Origin of the sequence: Bdellovibrio sp. 22V, from assembly GCF_030169785.1 — a bacterium.
GTDB lineage: Bacteria > Bdellovibrionota > Bdellovibrionia > Bdellovibrionales > Bdellovibrionaceae > Bdellovibrio.
In genome coordinates this window covers 3033285-3055247 of sequence record NZ_CP125854.1, presented here as the reverse complement: position 1 = coordinate 3055247, position 21963 = coordinate 3033285, and the positions used below count along the sequence as shown (strand labels likewise).

At 49.3% G+C, this 21963-nt stretch carries 15 protein-coding genes; 9 read left to right on the top strand and 6 right to left on the bottom strand.

Annotated elements, in window-relative coordinates; all coding sequences use genetic code 11:
* Positions 1-47 precede the first annotated feature (47 nt).
* Both QJS83_RS14700 and QJS83_RS14695 read left to right on the top strand, forming a co-directional pair.
* A complete protein-coding gene (locus QJS83_RS14700; protein ID WP_284605906.1) occupies positions 48-2570 on the top strand; it encodes a cupin domain-containing protein in 2523 nt (840 codons plus the stop codon).
* A 126-nt stretch (positions 2571-2696) separates the two neighbouring features.
* Entirely contained in the window at positions 2697-5819 is a 3123-nt protein-coding gene (locus tag QJS83_RS14695) for a S8 family serine peptidase (protein WP_284605904.1), read from the top strand.
* Here the strand turns inward: QJS83_RS14695 and QJS83_RS14690 are convergent.
* From QJS83_RS14690 to QJS83_RS14680, 3 genes are read right to left on the bottom strand one after another with little or no spacing between them, the layout of a single operon-like run.
* Positions 5816-6352: a P-loop NTPase family protein gene (locus tag QJS83_RS14690; RefSeq protein ID WP_284605902.1), complete on the bottom strand. Its 537-nt coding sequence runs from the start codon at positions 6350-6352 to the stop codon at positions 5816-5818. The genes QJS83_RS14695 and QJS83_RS14690 overlap by 4 nt on opposite strands.
* 51 nt (positions 6353-6403) lie before the next feature.
* Positions 6404-10642: a beta strand repeat-containing protein gene (locus QJS83_RS14685; protein WP_284605900.1), complete on the bottom strand. Its 4239-nt coding sequence runs from the start codon at positions 10640-10642 to the stop codon at positions 6404-6406.
* 1 nt (position 10643) lies between these two features.
* Positions 10644-13424 (bottom strand): beta strand repeat-containing protein, encoded by a 2781-nt coding sequence (locus tag QJS83_RS14680; RefSeq protein ID WP_284605898.1) that lies wholly within the window; start codon positions 13422-13424, stop codon positions 10644-10646.
* 398 nt (positions 13425-13822) lie between these two features.
* Between QJS83_RS14680 and QJS83_RS14675 the strand changes: the two genes are divergently transcribed.
* On the top strand, positions 13823-14431 hold the full coding sequence (locus tag QJS83_RS14675; RefSeq protein WP_284605896.1) for a hypothetical protein: 609 nt from the start codon (positions 13823-13825) through the stop codon (positions 14429-14431).
* A 200-nt stretch (positions 14432-14631) separates the two neighbouring features.
* Here QJS83_RS14675 and QJS83_RS14670 read toward each other — a convergent pair whose 3' ends face one another.
* Positions 14632-15810 (bottom strand): endonuclease/exonuclease/phosphatase family protein, encoded by a 1179-nt coding sequence (locus tag QJS83_RS14670; protein WP_284605894.1) that lies wholly within the window; start codon positions 15808-15810, stop codon positions 14632-14634.
* Positions 15811-15967: 157 nt separating this feature from the next.
* Between QJS83_RS14670 and QJS83_RS14665 the strand changes: the two genes are divergently transcribed.
* Complete coding sequence (locus tag QJS83_RS14665; RefSeq protein ID WP_284605893.1) at positions 15968-16888, top strand: hypothetical protein; 921 nt, start codon at positions 15968-15970, stop codon at positions 16886-16888.
* On the opposite strand, the gene QJS83_RS14660 is transcribed toward QJS83_RS14665, so the two are convergent.
* On the bottom strand, positions 16885-17736 hold the full coding sequence (locus tag QJS83_RS14660) for an RluA family pseudouridine synthase (RefSeq protein ID WP_284605891.1): 852 nt from the start codon (positions 17734-17736) through the stop codon (positions 16885-16887). The two genes, QJS83_RS14665 and QJS83_RS14660, sit on opposite strands and share 4 nt — an antisense overlap.
* 98 nt (positions 17737-17834) lie before the next feature.
* Between QJS83_RS14660 and QJS83_RS14655 the strand changes: the two genes are divergently transcribed.
* Positions 17835-18503 (top strand): DedA family protein, encoded by a 669-nt coding sequence (locus QJS83_RS14655; RefSeq protein ID WP_284605889.1) that lies wholly within the window; start codon positions 17835-17837, stop codon positions 18501-18503.
* Between the two features lie 55 nt (positions 18504-18558).
* Here the strand turns inward: QJS83_RS14655 and QJS83_RS14650 are convergent, their stop codons facing one another.
* Complete coding sequence (locus QJS83_RS14650) at positions 18559-19617, bottom strand: hypothetical protein (RefSeq protein ID WP_284605867.1); 1059 nt, start codon at positions 19615-19617, stop codon at positions 18559-18561.
* Positions 19618-19677: 60 nt separating this feature from the next.
* On the opposite strand from QJS83_RS14650, the gene QJS83_RS14645 reads away from it, so the two are divergent.
* The 4 genes from QJS83_RS14645 to QJS83_RS14630 all read left to right on the top strand — a co-directional run bounded on the left by QJS83_RS14645 (position 19678) and on the right by QJS83_RS14630 (position 21931).
* Entirely contained in the window at positions 19678-20511 is an 834-nt protein-coding gene (locus QJS83_RS14645; protein WP_284605865.1) for a TatD family hydrolase, read from the top strand.
* On the top strand, positions 20496-21356 hold the full coding sequence (locus QJS83_RS14640) for a tRNA threonylcarbamoyladenosine dehydratase (RefSeq protein WP_284605863.1): 861 nt from the start codon (positions 20496-20498) through the stop codon (positions 21354-21356). Before QJS83_RS14645 ends, QJS83_RS14640 begins: the two co-directional genes overlap by 16 nt.
* The gene (locus QJS83_RS14635) at positions 21353-21496 is read left to right on the top strand and encodes a hypothetical protein (protein ID WP_284605861.1); all 144 of its coding nucleotides are present in this window, start codon (positions 21353-21355) and stop codon (positions 21494-21496) included. The genes QJS83_RS14640 and QJS83_RS14635 overlap by 4 nt, the downstream gene beginning before the upstream one ends.
* Positions 21497-21604: 108 nt before the next feature.
* Positions 21605-21931: a KH domain-containing protein gene (locus tag QJS83_RS14630; protein ID WP_284605859.1), complete on the top strand. Its 327-nt coding sequence runs from the start codon at positions 21605-21607 to the stop codon at positions 21929-21931.
* Positions 21932-21963: the final 32 nt, after the last annotated feature.

Below are 21963 nucleotides of genomic sequence, written 5' to 3'. Positions count from 1 at the left end.
CGCAGTACAGTCGTTTGCTTTTTTTAAGTGAGGCCTCAACTTACTATTTGGCGCTCTTTGAAACGCCCACGCTGACGAAAGAACTTGTCAAAATCACCAAAGCCACAGCAGCTTTAACACCTGTGACCTGCGCGGGTTTTGAACAGCCCAGCAATGCCATCGCACAAGGAGACCTGCTTTATATTCGTGGCATGAAAACGGGACCCGGCTCCGACGTCATCAATTATTTTGACGGAACGACTTGCGCGGAGATTCTTGATCCTGCGACGAACGGCAATTTCTGGTTTTATAAAATCTCTGGCAAAATTTATCTTTATGGCGACAACGGTTCGCTGTGGAAGATCACCGGCACAACGGTCACCGAGTTGCTGGGCGGCACTTACTCAAGTCTTTCTCCGCACGCGATGCCTTATAAGGACAAACTTTATTTCATCGCAACCAATGCGACCTTCACCAATCATTTTTTCAAATTAGATACAGGCACAGACTCGATCCTTCCCGTCAGCGCGGCAGGTGCTGCGGAAATCCGCTCCAAGTCTTTTGAAGACACGAACTACACGTGCAATCCCAAGCTGTGTATCGGCCCGAGCGAAGACACTTTTACAACTCTTAACGGTCCTCCCGGAGGAGACTTATTCAACACGAACTTCGGCACACGCGTCTACTACACTGAAAATGCGGGGGCGACAGATACGCTTTATGTGATAAACCCCGGCGATGCGGCCCCCACGGTGGTGGCGACAGACTTGCCAGTTGAGGAAGGTATTTTAGGCGGCTCCTCGTGGACGAATCCGCGCAATATCGCAAGAACCGGAAGCTATCTTTACTTCAGCAAAAAAGATGGTGATGTCCGTCGATTGTACATGCACCGCGGAGATTCATTTTTAACTCCAGCCATTATAGCCAATCACCTTTTACCGAAATCTTTAGAAGAACATAGTGGCAGCATTTACTTCACCTCTTTCAATAATCCCACAGGACAAAGCCTTTACAAAGCCACAGGAAGTTCGATTGCTACCGTTCAGGAAAACTTCACAACCGTCAATCCTTACCTCAGCCGCTATCAAAGTATTGGCTACATGAATTTGGATACGGAGCCGGTGATTATCGCACCCGAATATAAACCATCTTACATCGGCTATTACTCCGCAGGTGTTTACAAGAAAATCGAAATCCCTTTTGCTTGGGGCAGCGTCAATATTTTGGGTCTTAACGACAACGGTTCGATGGTTTTATCAGGGCTTCGTGTGCCGTCGCTGGCAATGAGCTCTGACATGGATCCATTAAAGGGTTCCCAGGAACTTTGGGTTTACGACGGGACCAAATTCACCGCTTTGGGCGTCGACGTTCCCGTAGATCCGCGCAAGCCCGTTCAGTACGACGGCGAATACTTTTATATTGCTTCTCTTAAAAGCGGGAGCGAAAGCACATGGCGGATTAATGATGGAAAAACCTCGTCGGCCAGTCCCAGTATTACGGCGGTTTCAACAAGTCTCGGATTGCTTCTTTATCCTTTTAAAGGCCTCTATTATGGGGGCACCGCGACGGGTCTTTATCAATTCACTCCATCATCCGGTGCGCTGACTCCGCTGAACACATCCATCGAATCTGTGAAGCTTATTCGTAAAGCCGGAGACGATCTTCTGATCGTTGCCAAAGACGCCACAGATCCTGCAGGGCCCGATCATCTTTACAGTTATCGTCCTTCCGACGGAACGCTTGTGAAAGTCTTTGCATCGCTTGTGCACACTGGTGAATACCTCAACTATCAAAATGTCGCCCGCGAGGAAAAAGAGTTCTTCCTTAATGGCACGTATTTTATCGATCTGCCCGAAGGCGATTACATGGGTGTCCCGCAAACAAATGTCTATCGCTACAATCCCTCAACGCGTTCGGCAGCGCCGATTATCGCGGGCTACACAAGAGCGTGGAGAAAAACCTCCAACGCGTTCTATGCAACTGTCTGGGAAAACAGTATGGGTCTTATGAAGATTCTTAAGTTCACCGACTCTGGTGTTTCGCAAGTTGGAAAGTACGGCGCGTACATCCATCTCGATGTTTTTAATGACGAAGTTTATGCTGTGGGAGGAGAAGTGGACCTCTCCCCATTCCACATCAATCCGTATTACTTATTTAAAGCCAATGAAGATGGCACTTTGACGTCTTTGGCGAGTGCGATCGCGCCCGGCGAAGATTGGGTCGCATATTATTCAAGACCGATTTCCATGATGATGCTTAACATGGAGACCTATTCGCACCTGATGTTTACAAGCTCGGGACAAATTATTTATCCATCTGTTCTTGATGCCGAGGCGGCCCCCCAGTACGGAACGGTGGAGCTTATGTCTTACGATAAAATCACCGGCACTGCGACGAAAGTGGCAGGCACCGCACCTCTGATCGGCAGAAGCCTGCTGCACAATCAAACACTCATGACCTTTTCAACTCAAAAGACCTTCCTGAATCTTAGCGGCGACGCAAATATTTGGGTGGACTCGCTTGATGCCGCCATCGGCAACACCGAAAAAGTCAAAGTTCTTACGGTCACTGGCGAAGAGACTCTTTTTTAAGCGAATTTGTCATTTCGACCCCAAAGATTAAGCTTTCTTCCGGCACGGAACTTGGATATACAACCCCGCGGGGCTTTTTAAGCCCCATTTAGTGCCGAGATGACACTGATTCGGCGGGGGGACATCATGAGATTTATTTCTTTCCTGGTAATTACTTCTTTGCTCGCAGCAGGCTGTACACCTTCCCCTAAAAACGATTTAGGAAACCAAAGCTTCTTGGACGGTCTTTTCGTGACAAGACCGACTGTGGAAGAGCCGATGATCGCCATCTTGAAATTGCAAACACCGGCTCTTTTAGAAATGGCCGAGCGCAAAGACGGCCGTTTGACAATCAATCCAAAACTTTTGAAAGTGATTCTTGCCGAGCAAGAAGAAACGATTGCCGCTCTTCAAGAAATTTCACCAAAGATCCGCGTCTTGATCCGCTATAAACTTGTGTTGAATGGTTTGGCTATTTGGGCTCCTGCGGATGTCTATGAAGAAATCCAAAAAATTCCAAATGTTGTCATGGCGGAAAAACCGGGAACTTTCGCTCGCCCTGCCCTGGCTGAAACAAAAGCTGTCGTGCCCGTGGGAGAAAACACCTCCGTAAAATTTATTGGCAGCGAAGAAGCCTACAAACAAAACATTCGCGGCCAAGGCATGAAGGTGGGCATCATCGATACGGGCATCGACTACACTCACAAAATGTTTTTGGGTGAAGGCACGGAAGAGGCTTATAAAAACAACGATCCCCGCCAAGCCAATGCGGCATTCCCGAATAAAAAAGTTGTCGGCGGCATTGACCTCGTTGGCAGCGATTATCACTCGGGGTCTTTGAATTTTGAAAAACGTATTCCCGTTCCTGACGCAAATCCTTTGGACGAGAGCGGTCATGGAACTCACGTCGCGGGAACCGTTGCGGGATTTGGTGACGGCGTGAATACTTATGATGGTGTCGCTCCTGCGGCGGATCTTTACGCAATCAAAGTTTTTGGCGCGAAAGGTTCTACAAGTGATGAAGTCGTTATTGCGGCTTTGGAATATGCGATTGATCCTACAGGCGATTTGACTTTCAAAGATCAATTAGACGTTGTGAATCTTTCCTTGGGAAGTGGTTACGGTAATCCACATATCATGTACAACCATGCGATTCGCAACACGGTTCGTGGTGGTACAATCGTGGTTGCTTCCGGTGGTAACTCTGGCGACAAACCTTACATTGTCGGGGCTCCGGGCGTTTCTGATGATGCGATCTCGGTTGCTTCAAGTGTTGATAACATGAACCAAAACGTGCAATTCCCTGCTGTTGAGTTTACAGGATCTGCGGGAACAACAACGACAGAGTACGTTGAGGCTGCGATCACAAAAACTTTAGCAACGATCCCGGCTTTACAAGGCGAAATTATTCACTTGGGTGTCGCGGATAAAGATTTTGATTCCGCGTTGAAAGAAAAAATCAAAGGCAAAGTCGCGTTCATTGACCGCGGTGTTGTCGCGTTTGCCGACAAAATCCGCCGTGCGCAGGACGGCGGTGCTATCGCCGTTGTTGTTGCCAATAACGACAATGAGCCGCCGTTTATCATGGGCGGTGACGGCGCTTTCGATATTCCGGCCGTGATGATTTCCAAAAAGGTCGGCGACAGTCTTAAGGCGCAACTTAAAGCGGGTCCCGTCACTGTGGATTTGAAATCTCAAGCAGTGATTGAAAAACCTTGGTTGGTTGATACGATTTCGAATTTTTCTTCTCGTGGTCCCCGCTCTGAAGATGGAATGATTAAGCCTGAAATTGCGGCTCCTGGTTCGAACATCATTTCCGCTTCTGTTGGCGGAGGTGATAAAGGCGAAAGCATGTCAGGCACTTCGATGGCGGGTCCGCACATCGCCGGTGTGATGGCGCTGCTTAAACAGAAATACACGGATCTTGATCCGTACGAACTTAAATCCGTTTTGTTAGGTCATGGCAAAGTGATCGCGGATGCAGAACAAAAAACGTACACGGTCAGCCGCCAAGGCGCGGGCCGCGTGCAAGTGGGCGCTTCTTTGACAGCACAGGTTGTCGCTATTCCTTCCACACTTTCCTTTGGCATTACGGACGTTGAGAAACAAAAAACTCTGAACAAAACGATCACGCTTAAAAATATCGGTACAGAGGCTTTGACTCTGACGCCGGTTTGGAAAGGGTCACAGGCTCTGAAAGTTTCGGCAGCGGCCGTGACTTTGGCTCCGGGCGAGGCGAAGTCCGTTGTCGTCACAGCAAAAATCAATGCGACTTTGATGGCTTCTGCCAATGACGAGCTTGATGGCTTCTTCACATTTATCGCGAACGACAAACAAATGATTCAGTTGCCGGCGCTAGTGGTGGCTCGTCAGATTTCGCAAATCAAAGCAACGGCTTTGACGGTGTTCTCGACTTCCGAAGCGGATGCGGCAGGCAGCGCTGCCGAGTTGAAACTTGAAAACAAAGGCTTGAATAAAGGCCCGGCGTATCTTTTCAATCTTCTTGCCTTGGATACTCGCAAGAAAGAAACAAAGCCCGATCTTGTTCACAATCGTAACTGCGATATGCAATCGGCGGGATATCGCGTCTTGGAAAAAGACGGCGTCCGCAAGTTGCAAGTCGCTGTAAAACTTTATGAAGGCATGACGACTTGGGATACATGCGAAGTGAACGTGCAAATTGATGCCGATAAAGACGGCGTCACCGATCAAGAGATCGCGGGTCTGACACAAGAAAGTCTTGCCGGCCACAAAGGCAGCCAGTTTGTCAGCCTCCTTTTGGATGGCGCAACGGCGCGCGCTCTTCGTCAGCAATACGAAAAGGATTATGTTATCAACCCTGACAAAGCGGAAGAAAACTACACTCCTGCCTTGATTGACGAACAAGAAATGCACGTGTTCGACAACTCGACATTGGCGATCATCGAAGCAGATATTTCTTTACTGGCTCTAGCTGATACGGGGGAGCTTAATATCAAAGTTTCGACTACGCATCAAGATAACGGCGCGATTGAATATGACGATTATTTGGCTGGCCAGGATAAAGAGTGGAAGAAAATCTCCCTTCGCTCAGAGGCTCAAAGCTTTACGGATCTTCCTGAAATGATCGAGTTGCAAGGACGGGATTCCGTTGTCGTCCCTTTGACAAAAGGTTATGGCACAGGTGATTTGATTCTCTATGCTCCTCAAAACAAATCCGTACGTGACGTTTTGTTAGAAGATGCGCAATCACAGATTGTTCCTGTGATTTACTCTTCTGACGAAAACTAAAGTCCTTCTTTAGCAATACGTTTCCACTCTTTGAGAGTGCGAACGTATTGCACTTTCCCTTTAAGATGTTCTCGTGAAAAAATTCGGAGCAGCTCGGGGCGCATTTGTTTGTGCACGCGCCACAAGGTTCTGTAAAGCTTCAGCGTGTGCTCCAGACTGACTTCATCGCAGCCGGGAGGAAGTTCTTCACGTCGTGACCATAAGTTTTTAATCTGTCTTTTCGTGCACCACCAATAGTGACGCCACAGTGGAAAGTCGATGAAAAGAATACGGTCGGCTTTCGCAAATCTTTTTTCAATGATGTCAAGCGGACCATAGCCGTCAATAATCCAACGCTCTTGTTCTTCCACTGCCAAAAGAATTTCAATGGATTCTTTGTGCGGACGGATTTTCATCCCTTGGAGAAATTGAATCGAATCCACATGCGTGAGAGGAAGATCATAAATATGAGCCAAACGACGGCTCAACGCCGTTTTGCCTCCCCCGGCGTTTCCGACCACGGCTATTTTTTTGACGGTGCGATCTTGTGACATGTTCAAATCACATTGCGGTCTTGCTGAAAAAAAAGCAATCGCTAAGATCGCTTACCTGCAGGTCATAAAGGTTGCGAAATTCTGACGATTGGCGTTTCCGCCGACAGAAGCGAAGCTGCCTCCCCCATGCAGATATTTTCCACTCAGAGCAAGAGCATACACGGGGCTGCCAGCCGTTCCGAACCGTGGGTTTAGTGAAAGCGGCGTTCCAGACGAAGCCTCTAGGGCCGCGAAATTGTAGCGCAGAATGCTGTTGAGACTGCTGAAATATCCGCCGACATAAACCATGGAGTTGTCTGCGCTCAGCACGATAGACTTAATGTACGTCGAACCGGGGGCATTGAAAGAAGTTGCGCCTCCCGTGGTGGTATTGAGTGCTGCGATATTTGCTCGTGAAGCACCACCGGCTAAATCAAAGTCTCCGCCGACGTACAAGGTGTTACTATCTGACGTAAGAGCTAAAGTGTATACGACGTCGAATGATCCTGAAAAACCGGCCGGATTAAATCCAGTCACTGTTCCTGCGGCCGTATCAATGGCAGCGAGTGTTCTGCGAGTTAGTCCCCCCGCCGATGTGAAGTCTCCTCCGACATAAAGAAGAGATCCATCTGATTTCATCGTCAACGCGTAAACGATGTTGTTCATGTTGATGTTAAGAGAATTCGCAAGACCTGTGCTTGAATCCAAACCCGCAAGTTTTGTGCGAGCCTGACCACCTATGTTTGTAAAGGAGCCACCGGCATAAACAACAGAACCATCGGGACTGAGAAGCAGCGACCATACGTCTGAATTGGCATTGGGATTAAACGCTGTTGCAACACCCGTGGTGGTATCTACGGCGGCGATGCGATTGCGAAATGACCCGCCGAAAGTGTTAAATGCTCCACCGACAAATATACTAGAGCCAGAAACAGCAATCGTATTCACTGTGCCGTCGGCTCCCTGATTCATGGCCGTGACGTTGCCGGCGGCGTCGATGACAGCATAGCGGTTGCGTGTCTGACCGCCCACGGTTGTAAAACTTCCGCCCATGTAAATGCTGCTTTCATCCGGAGACAACGCGAGCACATTCACAGGGCCATTGGCGTCGGGATTGAAAGACGTCGTCGCTGCCGTCGCTGTGGAAACGGCAGCGATACGGTTGCGGGCAACACCGCCCATTGTTGAAAAACTTCCTCCGATATAAATCGTATTGCCGTCCCCGCTTAACGTCAGCGCACTCACGACGTTATTGGCATTCGGATCCCATGCGGTCGCGGCTCCCGTGCTGAGGTCCAGCGCGGCGATGCGATTGCGGCTGGCTCCACCGATCGTGATGAAGGAGCCTCCCGCATACAGCAACGTTCCTCCGGCATTGATTTCAATGGCGTTGACGACGTTGGAGGCACTGGGGTTCCACGACGTGACCTGCCCTGAAGTCACATCAAGGGCCGCCAAATAATTGCGAACGAAGCCACCGACTTCCCCTACAACGTTGTTCCCGATGTAAACCGCAGAGCGCGCGCCATCAACAGCCAGTGCGACGGCAGAGCCACTACTCCACGACGGATTGAAGTCTTCAACTATTCCGGTCGTGACATTCACGGCGGCGACCCTAGGTCTGTTTTCACCGCCCACTGTGGTGAACATTCCCCCGACGTAGAGCGTGCTTCCATTCAGAGCTAACGACAAGACGCTGCTATTTGTCGTTGGCGCAAACACCGTGGCATCGCCTGTTGTCGTGCTTAAGGCGGCAAGACGGCTTCGGACTTGTCCTCCGATATTGGCGAAAGCACCTCCTGCGTAAATCGTGCTCCCGTCCGGAGACAAATGTATAGAATAAATATCGTTGTCGGCCTTTGCATCAAAAGAAGTCAGCGTACCTAGCGTCGTATCTATGGCGGCCATACGACTGCGGGCGGTGCCTCCAAGCAAAGTCATAGAACCGGCGATAAAAATGCGGCTTTCATCCGCTGATAAAGCGACAGAAAATCCATTGCCGTCGGAGAACGGAGCAAAAGAATTAGCAAGCCCTGTGCTCGTATCCAGAGAAGCGATATAAGTTCTGTTTTGACCGCCCACTGACGTAAACTGCCCCGTTATATAAAGAGTCCCTCCGTCAGCGGAAAGAGCGGAACTCAGAACACTCCCGTTTGCGTTGGGATCAAAGGAAGTCGCAAGCCCCGTGCTTGTACTCAGTGCTGCAATTCTGTTGCGTGTTTGCCCTCCGGCAGAGGTGATTGCTCCGCCGATATAAATAATAGAATCATCGGGCGACAAAGCCAAAGTGTTGACGACGCCGAAAGAAGAAGGATTCCATGCTGTCGCGACGCCGGTCGCAGTCGTCACCGCTGCGACAGAGTTTCGCGACTGCCCTCCGATCGTGGCCGTTCCCGACAAACCGACGTATAAAACAGATTCGTCTGAGTTCAGTAGTAAAGCATTCACATTGTTGGTCGAACCGGGGTTCCAAGCGTTTAAATTTCCCGTAGCAGTGTCGTAGGCTGCCAGACGGCTTCGTGATTGACCGCTCACACTTCCAAATTGGCCACCGACATACAAAGTGGATCCATCGGACTTCAAAGCCAGTGCATTCACTTGCGCATTCGGTGCCGGATTCCACGCTGTCGCCGTTCCACTCGCCGCATCCACCGCCGCAAGATACGAACGCGTCTGACCGCCGATGGTGGAGGAAGCGAACGTTCCTCCCACATACAGCGTCGATCCGTTTAACGTCATAGTCAGAATAGAGCCGTTGCCAACATCAGGATTAAAAGCATGAACGGTTCCGTCGGCGTTAATACGCGCCAATCTTTTGCGCGCGGAACCTCCTACCATTGTGAAATTCCCACCGATGAACCAACCGCCGGCGCCATCCGGGATCACTACGAAAACGGTTCCATCTATTGCGGGGAAATTTTGGTTCACAGCACCGGCCGATGAAAATTCAGCGCCTTTTGTGGATTCAACAAAATTACCGGTCGTCTTGAAGCTGCCTGCCACCCATAAAAGATCATTGTAAGCGGCCAGTTCAGAAACCTCCGCGCTGAATCGCGGATTGAAACTTTGGACCGCTCCCGTTGTTTTATCCACCGCCGCCAGACGAATTCGTGAAACTCCTCCGACGTTTTTAAACGTTCCACTCAAATAAAGATTGTTACCGATCAACGCAAGCGCCAGAACCGTCGAGTCCACGTTGGGATCCATCGCCGCTACGGCACCTGTGGCAGCATTGACAACAGCTAAGTTATTACGTGTTTGTCCACCGACCGAGGTGAACCCACCGCCGATATATAAATTCGCTCCATCGAGAACCAGAGCGTTGACCTGACCACTGACGTTCGGATTAAACGCATGCAGAGTTCCATCGGAATTAATGCGAGCAACACGGCTGCGCGCAACTCCGCCCACGGTCGTGAAACTTCCACCGATGTACCAGCCCCCACTGCCGTCCCCTATCACCGTAAGAACGGGACCATTCACGGCAGGAAAGTTCTGGTTTGCATCACCATTGAAATTGACTTCGGCTCCCGTAGTCGCAGAAACGAATGCACCGGCTCTGGTGAAAGACCCGCCAACATAAACTGTATTACCGAACTTGCGAATGGCGGAAACCGTGTTATTGAAACGCACGTTCAAGGGCAAAAGACTGCCGTTATCATCCACCGCCGCGAAGTTCGAGCGTGATTGCCCGTTGACTGAAGTGAAGGTGCCCCCCGCATAGATCGTGCTTCCTTCGCGTAAAAGCGTCTGCACGGAGCCATTCATTGAGGGACTGAAAGAATGTAAAGATCCATCCGCACTAAGACGGGCCATTCGTGAACGGCTCAATGCGCCCACCGTGGTAAACGCACCACCAAGATACCAACCGCCAGATCCATCCGCAACCGACGACAAAACATCACCGTTTGTGGGCATGGTCGCAAAAGTGTTATTAATAACTCCGGCTGGATCCACAACGACGCTGCGAGCGTTTTTGAAATCGCCAATGGAAGTGAATGCTCCGCCCATGTAAAGGGTTCCCGCTTTCAAAGCCAGCGAGTAAACCGAACCGCTGGCGCCCGGATTGAAGCTCGTCAAATTTCCTGCGGCATCAAAGGCGGCAACACGGTTTCTGGCAACTCCGTTCACCGAGGTAAAATCGCCGGCAATGTACGTTGTTGTCCCGTCGGAAACAATCGCACGTACGGCATTGTCCACTTGATAATTGGGACCAGGAAACATCGGGCATTGCCAGAACCCCACGTTCGAGCGGAAGGCTTCTGCAGAAGTCGCGACGAAGAGAACAAAAAGACATATAAAGCCGCGCATATTAGAACCCCGAAATCCAGGACACGTAAACGATATTGCCAACACGAATCAGCGAATACACTGAATGAGAGTTGGGATCTCTTGTTCCATTCGTAGGCTTAAATCTGTAAGACACGGTGGCGGCGCCATCGCCTGTCAACGCCGTCGCAAAATTGCATTGTGTGCTGCCGGTTCCGGTGACAACCAGCGTGTAAGAACCACCGTCACGCATATTCGCAAATGAAATATTGCTGCCGCAATCGAACGAAGTCGTCACTGCGTTTCCTGTGCTCCAATCTACGGCTCCTGTGGTTATTGAACCAGATGCGGAAACGATTTGCCCCGCGACATTCAAACGCGTATTTGCCCCTGGAGAAGACGTGCCGATGCCGACATTGCCATTGAGAATCGTCGCTCCCGTTCCACTGGGCGAGAGCGTGATATTTTGATTCGAACCACCCGCAGTGAACGCCAAAGCTCCCGTACCGGTGATAGATCCATTCGTAGTTCCTGTACCACCTTTAGAAACGGCCAAAGTTCCCGTTGCCTCTGCAGTGCTTAGATCCACGACGGACTTTGTTGCGAGTGAACCCAAACCCGAAACTTGTGTATTGGAAATCGCAATGTTGGAACAAGTTAAGTTGTCAGAGACCGACGTGTACGTGAGTGTTTGTGAAGCCGTACATGACGTCGCCGATTGTGCTCCCGTCACTGTCGATCTTAAATCTTGCATGGAAACAAATGCAGGAACAAGATTTGTGCCGTCGTAACGCAGAATTTGCCCTGCGAGCGTAGGTGTGGCGGAAACGGCGACGCCTTTGATTTTATCTACGCTGGGGTTCGGATAGGTTCCGCCTAAATCCCCGCCAGCAGTTCCTGTCGGTGCGGCTCCCGTTGTTGCGATCGTGATACTGCCAGCCCCATTGGTGATGCTCACGCCGCTTCCCGCTGTGAGTGTAGCTGCTTGCGGAGCTGCTCCCGTTGAACCAATTAAAACTTGTCCATTCGTCAGCGCGGCAGCTTCAACGATGGCCCCACCACTGGAAACCATAATGCGATTGTTATTGAGCGCCGTTCCTGAGTTGGTGCCTCCGTTGGCGACCGGAATCACGCCGCTAATATTCGCAGAGGAAACCGAAGGCGTGGTCCAAGATAAATTTCCTGAAGTATCTGATGACAGCACCTGCCCGTTCACGGATGCTGTGGCCGTTGGTAATTTCAAAACGTAACTCGTTGTGACGGTCGTTGGAGCTGAAAGGGTCACCGTATTGGAACCAGCGTCCGTGAATACAGCTCCTTTCGTTGTGATAGTGCCCGCGGAAAAATTTCCAGAAGCATCACGCTTTACGATGGTGCTTGCGGTGTTGTTGTTGGTCGCAGCGTTGGCAAGCAATTCGGCGTTATGAACATTCGCCGCACTGGAACCTCCAACAGAATTCACTGTTGCCGTGACGGAGCCGCTGCCGCTTGCCGAAACATCTCCCGTTAAAGCCGTGATGGTTCCAGGATTCCCCGCCGGAAGATTCGCCGGTGCCCACTTCGAACCATCCCACTGTAATACCTGATTCGCCGAAGGAGCGGTAGCATCGACAGGTTGATTTTGTAATGCCACCACTTTGCTTGCACCGATGGAACCAGTCACATCGCCTGCAAGACCGACGTTGATCGCAAGACATTGAAAACTATTACTGACGGAATTCCATGATAACGTTTGGCTCTGTGTGCAGTTTGCGGAAGCGACGTAACCGTTGAATGCCGATTGCGTGACATAGTTCGACAGTGTCGCGCTGAGACCGGAAACATCTCCTGTTGCCACCACCGAGTTCACCCAGTTCGTTCCGTTGTATTTTAAAAACTGACCTGACGCCAAAGACGCCACTGACAAAGCTGTACCGTTGAGTCCCGTCACCGTCGGCGTGGGATAGTTGCCGCTAAGATCTCCCCCTGCAGCTCCACCCGGAGCGACACCGCTGATCGTAACACTGCCTGCGGCAGTGAGACGTCCTTGAGCATCGACCGTGAATGTACCGACTTGGGTGGCAGAGCCGTAACTTCCCGGCGTCACCGCCGTATTGGCAAGACTGATCGTTCCCGTGGAAGTGATGGGACCTCCGCTCAGACCCGTGCCTGTTGCGATATTTGTGACCGTACCACCGCTGGCTCCTGACACCGCCGCGCACGTCATGACTCCAGAGGTGGCGTCCCAAGAAAGAAATGTATTCGCAGCACAGTTCGGCAGTCCCACTTTTGTGAGAAAGTCGCTCGCCACATTGTTCCCGAGCTTTTGCGCCGACTGCGCGAAACCGGCGAAGGGAACAGAGCGAATCACATTATCCGGCGAAATTGTTTTCCAGCCGCTACCGTCATAAAAAGAAACCCGCAGCTTACGTCCATCGCCCATCGCGGAGGGGTAAGTACTCGAAGCATTGCTACATGAATAAGAACTTCCAGAACTTGAACACGAGCCACAGGTAAAAACCGTCACATTATTAAAGACATCTAATAGAGTGCTGCCTCCGCCATTGGGAAACTGCACGGTGCCCTGACCGATCGGCACGTCAAAGACACCTCCGGAATGAGCCATGTTAATACCGGTGATTTGTTCCTGATAAATCAGACATTGTCCTGAGGGATCTAAAATCTGAAATAGAAAGGAAACATCGTTGTACTCCAACGGAGTTCCATCTGCTTTTAAAATGCGGCCTTGGTAAGTCATTGCTGCTGGCGCGGCGAAAGCGGTCTGCATTCCCCAAATGGAAAACGAGATTATTGTAAGAAAGCGTACCATTCCAAGACGAACCACGAAGCCTCCAAGAGTGAGCCTTACCTCGCTATCGGACTCTTTGGAGACCTTATAAAGATTCGGATAAAGAAAATGTTCGTTCACATTTTTGCGAACGTCGTTATAGACCTAAAAACGATGCGCTCTTTTTTTCGTCTTGGATTAGGAAATGGTTTCATTGCCGTAAGGACTTTGGACTGATGAATCCTCACCATCAACAAAAGATAGTTTTCGATTTTCTGGGAATGCTCCTTCGCTTGCCGGCAATCCGGCAGGCGCCGAAAATTCAACAAATCTCCTTGCCGGGTTCTCGGCAGGACTTGTTTCAAAGTCTCTATATTGCATCTAAGAGTCAAAAAAGTTGGTATCGCCATTGCTTTTAAAGGAGGACATCAACAACCCTTTAAAAGGAAAACAATATGAAATCACTTACTAAAAAAATCACACAAACTCTAGTTTTCGCACTTCTTGCGTTACCGGCAATGAGTCATGCCTCTATGCGTGTCGATAACGGCACTCAACATTTGGTCAAATTTGCCATCTATCAAGGAGATGTCATGATCGACAAATGTTTCGGAATGTTGCCCGATCAATTCTATATTTCCAAATACGACGGCACGCTCTCGCTGACGGCAACGACCATTCTTCGCGGCAACACGTATGTCTCTCAACGAGTAGACATTGATACAGAGAGATCCGGTGACTACAGCGCCATCATTCACGCGAGAAACGGACAACAAGAATTTAGTCTTGAGCAAGGCGAGGGCTCTACAGTGGGTGCCATAAATCTAAATAACACTCTACTCGAAGAAACGCAGTTCACTTTTCAATCAGAGGGTCGCCCTCTGCAAAGCATCGTCGTTCCGGGAGGTACACAGAGAACTCTTTCATTAGCAAGACAGTACAAAATCGTAGTCGTGGTTGACGGTGTGACTTTGGATCCTGTGGTGACTGCAAATCCAAATGCGTCTTTCCGAGTGGTTTCTTCCGTTGATCGAGATGGCAATGAGGTTTTCGCGGTTCAGTAGTAATCACAATCCATCAATAAAAAACGACCAGGCCCTCTGGTCGTCACCCCCAGCGGCACCCCCCCCCCCTCCCGCGGAACTCGATACGAACGGGGCCTGCTTCTTTTTTCTGGCGACCGCGCGTTCGCCGCGCTTTCGCCATAAAAAAGAAGCAGGCACCTTTTAAAAAAGCCGCGGGGTTCGCGGCTTTTTTTTAGTTTTTACTTTTTTGTTTTCTTGGATTTTTTCGGGTCTTTGACTTCGGCTTTTTTCTCGTCAGCGACCGGGGTTTTTGCAGGGCCTCTTTGTTTTAAGCGAACATAAAGAGGGAAGTGATCCGCGACACCGTCCATGCGGTCATAGTCCCAGCGTTTTGGGTATTTACCTTTTTTAAGATGGACGTCGCTGTAGCGAATGACGTCGATCGTGTTGGGTTCCATTTGATAGCTGCCGGCACCTTCTGCTAACAAGGCTTTTGAGTAAATGTGTGCATCCAGGAAAGACCAGGATTTGCGATAGTTGTGAGTGCCATCGCAGTCTTTACAGCCGACGAAGTGAGACACCGCTCCAACAGGACTGAAAGTGTCGCGGAAGATATGAACTTTTTCTTCCTCTTCATGCGTGATGTTCAGGTCGCCGCCGGCAATCACCATCGCGTTCGGGCCTTTGTCTTTGATCAACTTTGCCACGAACTCCGCCGCTTGTTGACGCCAGTATGTTGGATTCGCTTGCGAAGGAAAGTGCGCAACAAGGAAGGTCATTGGATCTCCGTTGGGAGCCTTCAGTGTCACTTCCAAAACGCCGCGAGATCTCTCCATCCATTTTTTGTCTTCGTCATTAGCAGGCTTCCACGGAATCGGGTGAAGAACAGGTTTACCGACGACAGGGAAACGAGACATCAAGCCTACGTCGATACCGCGCTTATCGGGACCTTCCAAAAGCACGATCGTTTTGTAAGCGGCTTTTTGCAGATACTTCGCGTTCCAGATATTCAGAACATTTTCATTCTCAACTTCGATCAACATCAAAACGTCAGGGCCGTTGCCATCAACGTCTAAAACCACCTGAGTGAGGTTCGTGAGCTTCTTATCAAGCTGAGTTTCGTTCCAATCCGTTGAAAGACACTCGGAACGGCGATAGGCGCTGTCGTTCTGCTCACAGCCTTTACGCACTTCGGGATCCTGCAATTTCAAAGAACGCGGCAAATAAGTCCAATCCTCACGGTCCTTATCGTGAGTGGTGTCGAACAAGTTTTCGACGTTAAATGACATCACAGTCACTTCGTCGGCCGCACGGGGAGGCAAATCCCATTGCTTCTTTTTGAAGGAGATGGCGCAGCCAACTGTGAAGGATAAGAGGAGGACGAGGATCAGATTCTTAAATGACAGTAATTTTTTCATGCCCCTGTTGTATCGGAATTAAGACGCAGGACTCAAGCCGAAAGAGTTTTAAGAATAGGTTGAGACTCGGGCTGTCTAAACTTTGACTATTGTGTAACATATCGCATTGTGGCATATTCCTGCCTCAGAATTCCCGCATATTTGTACTGGAGCGATCATGTTTAAAAAGGCTTTGGCCCTCACTTTAGCTTTGTCTTGTTTTGGAACTCTTGCGCAGGCCCAGGAACGTGAAGAAAGCATGGTGATGTCGGTCGGTGACTCCCTTCGCAAAAACTGGAACGTGACGCTTTTCTCTATCGCGTCTCAAGCCAATATGAAGCCGGGAAAAACCGAAACAGCGGGCCGCTCGCAAGATTCTTACACTTACTTCGGTATCAACTATAAAATCGACTCAGACCGTAAGGCTTCTTTACGACTTCCATTCTTGTTCAATACAGCGGGACAAAACGAATACGGCGATCAAGTGAAATCAGAGTTTCAACTTTCTGACATTCACATCGCATACTCGATGTACGACCTTGGCTATATCGGCGACGTTGACATCTCAGGAAATGCAAAACTTTATTTCCCAACAAGCAAATATTCGGAAAATTCCGGCATGATCACTAAGCTTCGTTTGGAAGCGTATTTTGAATATGCTTTGGGTCGTTTTTCTTCGATCACTTACGGTATCAAACCTGATTTTTACTGGCAGAGCAGAACAGCGAGCTTCAATCAGGATATCCCACAATTCGACGATGGCAATTACGTGACGGATCCACGTCAAACGAACAAGCAATACTCTTTGATGCAAACAATTGAAGTGGTTGCGGATATCAACAAATACTTCTCTTTAAAGCCGCGTGTGGGCTTTGACGAAGACTGGTATTACTCTTCAGACGTTGAGGATCTTGAAGGTAGTCACGTGACGAAAGCTTTCTATGGTCTTGGTTTGGAAATTCGACCTATGCGTGGTTTGACATTCACAGTGGCGATGGAAAACAGCGCGATCTTGAATTCTTACCGTGGTAAAGACATCGAGTTCTTTAAGCCCGAGAATATTCAATACTCATTGATGACGAACGCGTTCCTTTTCTAAAGAACGAAGTGATGTTCTTCTCCTGTGAGCGGGTTTTTGAAACTGAGCTCACAGGCTTCCAGTTCGATCTTTTCCTCTTCCCAAATTTTCTGCGCGCCATAAGTATGATCACCCACGATGGGATGTTTTTCGTATCCCAGTTGAGCGCGGATCTGGTGAGTGCGACCTGTCTGCAAATGAATCAAAAGCTCACTGCGATTCTCCGGCAAAACTTTCTTCGCTAAGATATCAAGGACACAGTTCTGCCAGCCTTCGCGAGCTTCATGCGACACGGTTTTCGGTGCGCGAGGCGACGGCTCCATATAATGAGTTAGAACTCCGGTGGATATGTTCTGGCCTTCGACGATCGCGCGATAGATTTTTTTCATCTCACGATCGACGAGCATTTTATTAAATGCGCTTAAAAACTCGGCCGTCTTGGCATAAACGATCAACCCGCGTGTGGGTACATCTAGGCGGTGAGTGACATACAATTCATGTCCTAGAGCATTTTCTAAATATTTTTGCAGGTTCTCTTGAATATTGTCGACGCTGGCGTGAACGGGAAGGCCTGAGACTTTCCTTACAACAAGAAAATGTTTATTTTGAAACAAAATGCGCTCTGACCAATTTCCATCATCGCGCAGAAAGCGCCGGGGTTTTGTATGCACGCGCAAATAATCGCCGGAAGAAACCGAGGAATCTTCTTTAACTCTCTTGTGATTCAAATAAATAGAGCCAAGGTCCAAAAGAAAAGTGATTTCTTCACGATCAAGATCCAAAGTGCTTAATAAAACATCACTCAGCCTTCCGGACTGAGGGCTGATTATATGTCGGACTCCGTATTCAAATCCTCTGGCACTCTGCATACTATTCCTTAGTGAGTGAAATACACATAGCACGGTGTAGCATATGTGTTCAAGTCGGACAGTTTACTCCATAGTAGGTGCCTTAGGAGACAGGAAATTTGGAATTTGCTAACGAGCCGATTTTTCAGTGGATGTCGCAGTTCGCCTATCAGCCGGGAACTGTCTATGCTGCATTGATCGGAATGATGATTCTGTCTTCCGTGGGCTTTCCGCTACCGGAAGAGGTGACCCTCATCAGCGTCGGTATTCTGGCGTTTATGGGCGCGCACCCGCAACACTTTCCTCCGCCTTATGAAGGCGCGCCTGTCGTGAACGTTCATACCGCCTCTATTATCGCTTTTTCTGCCGTCGTCATGAGTGACACGTTTATTTATTTAATAGGGCGGATCTTCGGAAGAAAATTACTCTATCATCCTCGCGTGCATAAACTCTTTCCGCCACACATGATGAAACGTGTGGAGGAGTGGACTCACAAGTACGGCGCCTATGCGTGCGGGATCTTCCGTTTTACGCCGGGTCTGCGTTTCCCAGGACACTTGGCCTGTGGAATGCTCCGATATCCTGCGTGGAAGTTTATCGTCATTGATGGGGTTGCGGCTTTGATCAGTGTGCCGACGCAGATTTACCTGTTGGCTCATTATGGCGAGCCTATTCTGAATAAGCTTCGTCAGTTCAAGCTCGTAGTTTTCGCCATTATCGGTTTGCTGTTGGTGTATTTCTTGGTCAAGAAACTGCGGGAACGCTGGGCCGCTCGCCCGCAAAGTTAAACAAATAAAAAAGGCCCGATGAACGGGCCTTTTGTTTTTTGAAATGTCGTCAAAATTAAGCGCTTTTCTTTCCGTAAACAGCTTCTTCCGTCAATGAGCAGCAGAGCTGCAAATGAAACGGTTTTGCATGAAACTTCGGCTCGATGTCTTTCCAGAAAATCTTTTCGTAACCGCTTTGCAAAGAGAAAATCTCTTCACGGACTTTGAAAAGAAGTCCCGCCGGAGAGCCCAAGAGCCAATCCATTTGGACAAGATAGAAGGCCTCTTCAAGTTCCACGGGATTCATGGAGTTGATAAAGTCCTTCGGTAAATTATCGACCAAGTGACATGCATTGTGTGAGTATTTGTGGAAAGCCTTTTCCAACGGATTGACTAAAAGCTTCTCAACACGGCTGTCGGGAGTCTTAGGGCCCGCAAACGGTTGCGAAAACTTTTTGAAATTCCAATACAACAAAGCGTCGTTCACAACGTATTCCGCGCGCGGCAAATAGTCTGTGATCGCATCTACTTTAACACCCTCATGCGAAGGATCTTCCACGTGCGCGTTATGATCTACCGCCACAAGGCTGCGCAAGTGATAAAGGAAAGAGTACAGGGAGTGAAGCTTATCCATAAACGGCTTCGAGAAATTCAAACCGAAGTTATAGAGCAAAGGCGCACCGACTTTATTTTCAAACCAAGTGAAAGTATCCAGCAAAGGCCAGAGTGCCGTAAGATCCACACCCCAAGGTTTGATCGCCATTTCGAAGTGTTCGTTAAAATGATTTTCAAACTCGGCACAAAGCTCGGGATTCACAACTGCCAGATGAGATTGCAAAGCACGCACGCGAGGTTGGGAGCGTTCAAAAAGCTCGACATGCGGGTCCAAAGCTTTCCAGGCGTCAAAGGCGAAGGAGTAATCTAGGTGAGGAGTCGCTACCGGGCTTTTGATATAGTGATTCAGTTTGACCAAAGACAAACCCACCAAAGCATCGGCCATGTATTTAAACGGCTCGCTGGGTTTAAATTTCGAGTAGTTCTCTTCCTGATTCCAGAACTGAACCTTCAAGGGCTTCCAAGTGGAGCCTTTCTCCATCGTGACATCAAAACCTAAACGCAAGCTTTTGTGCTTCATACATACTCCTTCACCTGTCACATATCGGTGAAAGTCGAAGGTTGTTCGAGTCGGGTTTTTATGAGAAAAACAGGGACTATGGTCGGGTTTGGATTCTGGATAGATGCACATGGGCACTTGGCAGACCCTCGCTGGGAGGGAAAGCAGGCGCAGATTATTGAGGACGCTCGTTCGCGCGGGATCCATTTTTTTATGCAAGGCGGAGTCGGTCCCGAAGACTGGCAAAAGCAGCGCGAGCTCAAAGCGCAATTCCCCACGCATATCGGTCTTTGTTTTGGTCTGCACCCTTATTGGGTCGTGGATCATGATGACGAGCAATGTGAAGAAGCTTTGAATCTTCTGGCCACTCAGCTTGTCGATGCCATGGGCTTGGGAGAGATGGGCTTGGATTTCCGCCCGCATATCATGAAAGACTCCCGGGAACGTCAATTAGACGTCTTTACCGATCAACTGGAGTTGGCGCATATCTCGAACAAACCTATGGTTTTGCACCTCGTGCAAGCGCACGAAGAAAGCCTCAGGATTATGGACCTGTACGGGCTGCCAAAGCAAAAAGGCATGGTACACTCCTTCAACGGCAGTTGGGGAAAGGCGCAGGATTTCCTAAAAAGAGGCTTGTTCCTTTCTGTCGGTGGACCGGTGTGCCGGCCCGACAACCAAAAGCTTCACCAGGCCGTGAAAGAAATGCCTTTGGAGTTCCTCTTGATCGAAAGCGACAGCCCGGATCAGGCTCCACCGGCGTATAAAGGCCAATTGAACCCTCCTGAAAGCATTTGGGAGGTGGCAAGAACTATAGGGGAGTTGAAATCACTTGATCCCCTGGAAATATTAGATATCACTACGGAGAATTTCCGTCGTCTTTTTGGAGAGTTTGCCTCATGGAAACTAAAGTAGAAAACACTTTGCCTCAGCCGCAAGAAACTGAATACGTTTTGCACCGTCGTTTTGATCGTATGGGTCGCCTCGTTGGCGATACAGTGATGAAAAAGCTTTTCGACACGCATGTGATGGTGATCGGTCTTGGCGGCGTGGGTTCGTGGGCGGCAGAGTCTTTGGCTCGCTCAGGCGTCGGCAAAATCACGGTTGTTGATTACGACGAAGTTTGTATCACGAATGCAAATCGCCAGATCCATGCGTTGCAAGGTTTGGTCGGAAAGAAAAAAGCCGAAGTGATGGGTGAGCGTTTGCGTAAAATCAATCCGCAAGCGACAGTCAACGTGATCCCTGAATTCTACAACGAAGAAAATTCTGAAATGATGTTGGCGCACAATCCGGATTGGATCGTGGATGCAATCGACAACTTGACGGCAAAAGCGCACTTGCTGGCGACATGCCGTCAGCGCGGTTTGAAAGTGATCACTTCCGGTGGTTCTGCCGCGAAGATGGATCCACTTCGCATTAAGCTTGTGGATTTGGCGGATACTTACGTCGATCCTCTTTCGCATCAAATGCGCAAAATCTTGCGCCAAAAGTACGACTTCCCGGAAAAGAAATTCGGCATTCCTTGCGTATTCTCTGACGAGATTCCGATGCAACCGGAAGAATTGAAGTACGATAACGGTCAGGGCTTTAAATGCGTGTGCCCACAGGGGTCGAAAAACAATCTTCATGGTTGTGACAATCGCAATGTGATTTGGGGTACCGCGAGTTTCGTAACGGGGGCCTTTGGTTTGGCGATGGCTTCACATATCGTGAACGAAATCTATTCTTCCGTTAAAAATCCGGAGGCGAACGCATGATCGTCGCGGCTTGGTTCACCATCGTAGCATTGGTTATTCTTGCGGGCTTTGTGATGCTGGGTGCGACTTTCGTGCACTGGTATCGTGAAAACAAAAAAGCCAGCAAGCTGCAAAACACCTCTTCCAATCTCAAAGTATAATCTTGCGAGCGCCGTGTGCAGGCGCTCGATCTTAAGCCGAGGAATTCACAAAATCTTCGGGATCTCTTCATCAAACGCCTAAGATAGGCTTACACGATGAAGGGGCTTATGGACGTTTTTAAAAAAGCACGAGTACCAGCAGCGAATCTTGCAGGCGTCGAAGAAGGGCGTCTTTTTATTCAATCGACATTAGAGCGACTCTTGGCTCACAAGAGTCACATCCATATCGGCATAGAAGCAGGCGAATATACGACCGTGTATAGAGTTTCTTGTCACCCTGACGATTTAGGAAAGCTTATTGGTAAGAAAGGAAAGACTGTGGGAGGACTTCGCACATTGCTGATCGCGATTGTAGCGAAATATGGACTGCGAGTGGTTGTTGAAATTCCCTTTTTGCCTAAGAAGAAAGACGATTTTGGCGATTTTGAAGACTGAGCGTTTTGCAGGGTGAGCGCACTCCAAAGGCG

Coding starts and splice junctions, on each gene's coding strand:
- QJS83_RS14695 (WP_284605904.1), top strand. CDS start 2,697: ATGAGATTTATTTCTTTCCTGGTAATTACTTCTTTGCTCGCAGCAGGC.
- QJS83_RS14690 (WP_284605902.1), bottom strand. CDS start 6,352: ATGTCACAAGATCGCACCGTCAAAAAAATAGCCGTGGTCGGAAACGCC.
- QJS83_RS14685 (WP_284605900.1), bottom strand. CDS start 10,642: ATGCGCGGCTTTATATGTCTTTTTGTTCTCTTCGTCGCGACTTCTGCA.
- QJS83_RS14675 (WP_284605896.1), top strand. CDS start 13,823: ATGAAATCACTTACTAAAAAAATCACACAAACTCTAGTTTTCGCACTT.
- QJS83_RS14670 (WP_284605894.1), bottom strand. CDS start 15,810: ATGAAAAAATTACTGTCATTTAAGAATCTGATCCTCGTCCTCCTCTTA.
- QJS83_RS14665 (WP_284605893.1), top strand. CDS start 15,968: ATGTTTAAAAAGGCTTTGGCCCTCACTTTAGCTTTGTCTTGTTTTGGA.
- QJS83_RS14660 (WP_284605891.1), bottom strand. CDS start 17,736: ATGCAGAGTGCCAGAGGATTTGAATACGGAGTCCGACATATAATCAGC.
- QJS83_RS14650 (WP_284605867.1), bottom strand. CDS start 19,617: ATGAAGCACAAAAGCTTGCGTTTAGGTTTTGATGTCACGATGGAGAAA.
- QJS83_RS14645 (WP_284605865.1), top strand. CDS start 19,678: ATGAGAAAAACAGGGACTATGGTCGGGTTTGGATTCTGGATAGATGCA.
- QJS83_RS14640 (WP_284605863.1), top strand. CDS start 20,496: ATGGAAACTAAAGTAGAAAACACTTTGCCTCAGCCGCAAGAAACTGAA.
- QJS83_RS14635 (WP_284605861.1), top strand. CDS start 21,353: ATGATCGTCGCGGCTTGGTTCACCATCGTAGCATTGGTTATTCTTGCG.
- QJS83_RS14630 (WP_284605859.1), top strand. CDS start 21,605: ATGGACGTTTTTAAAAAAGCACGAGTACCAGCAGCGAATCTTGCAGGC.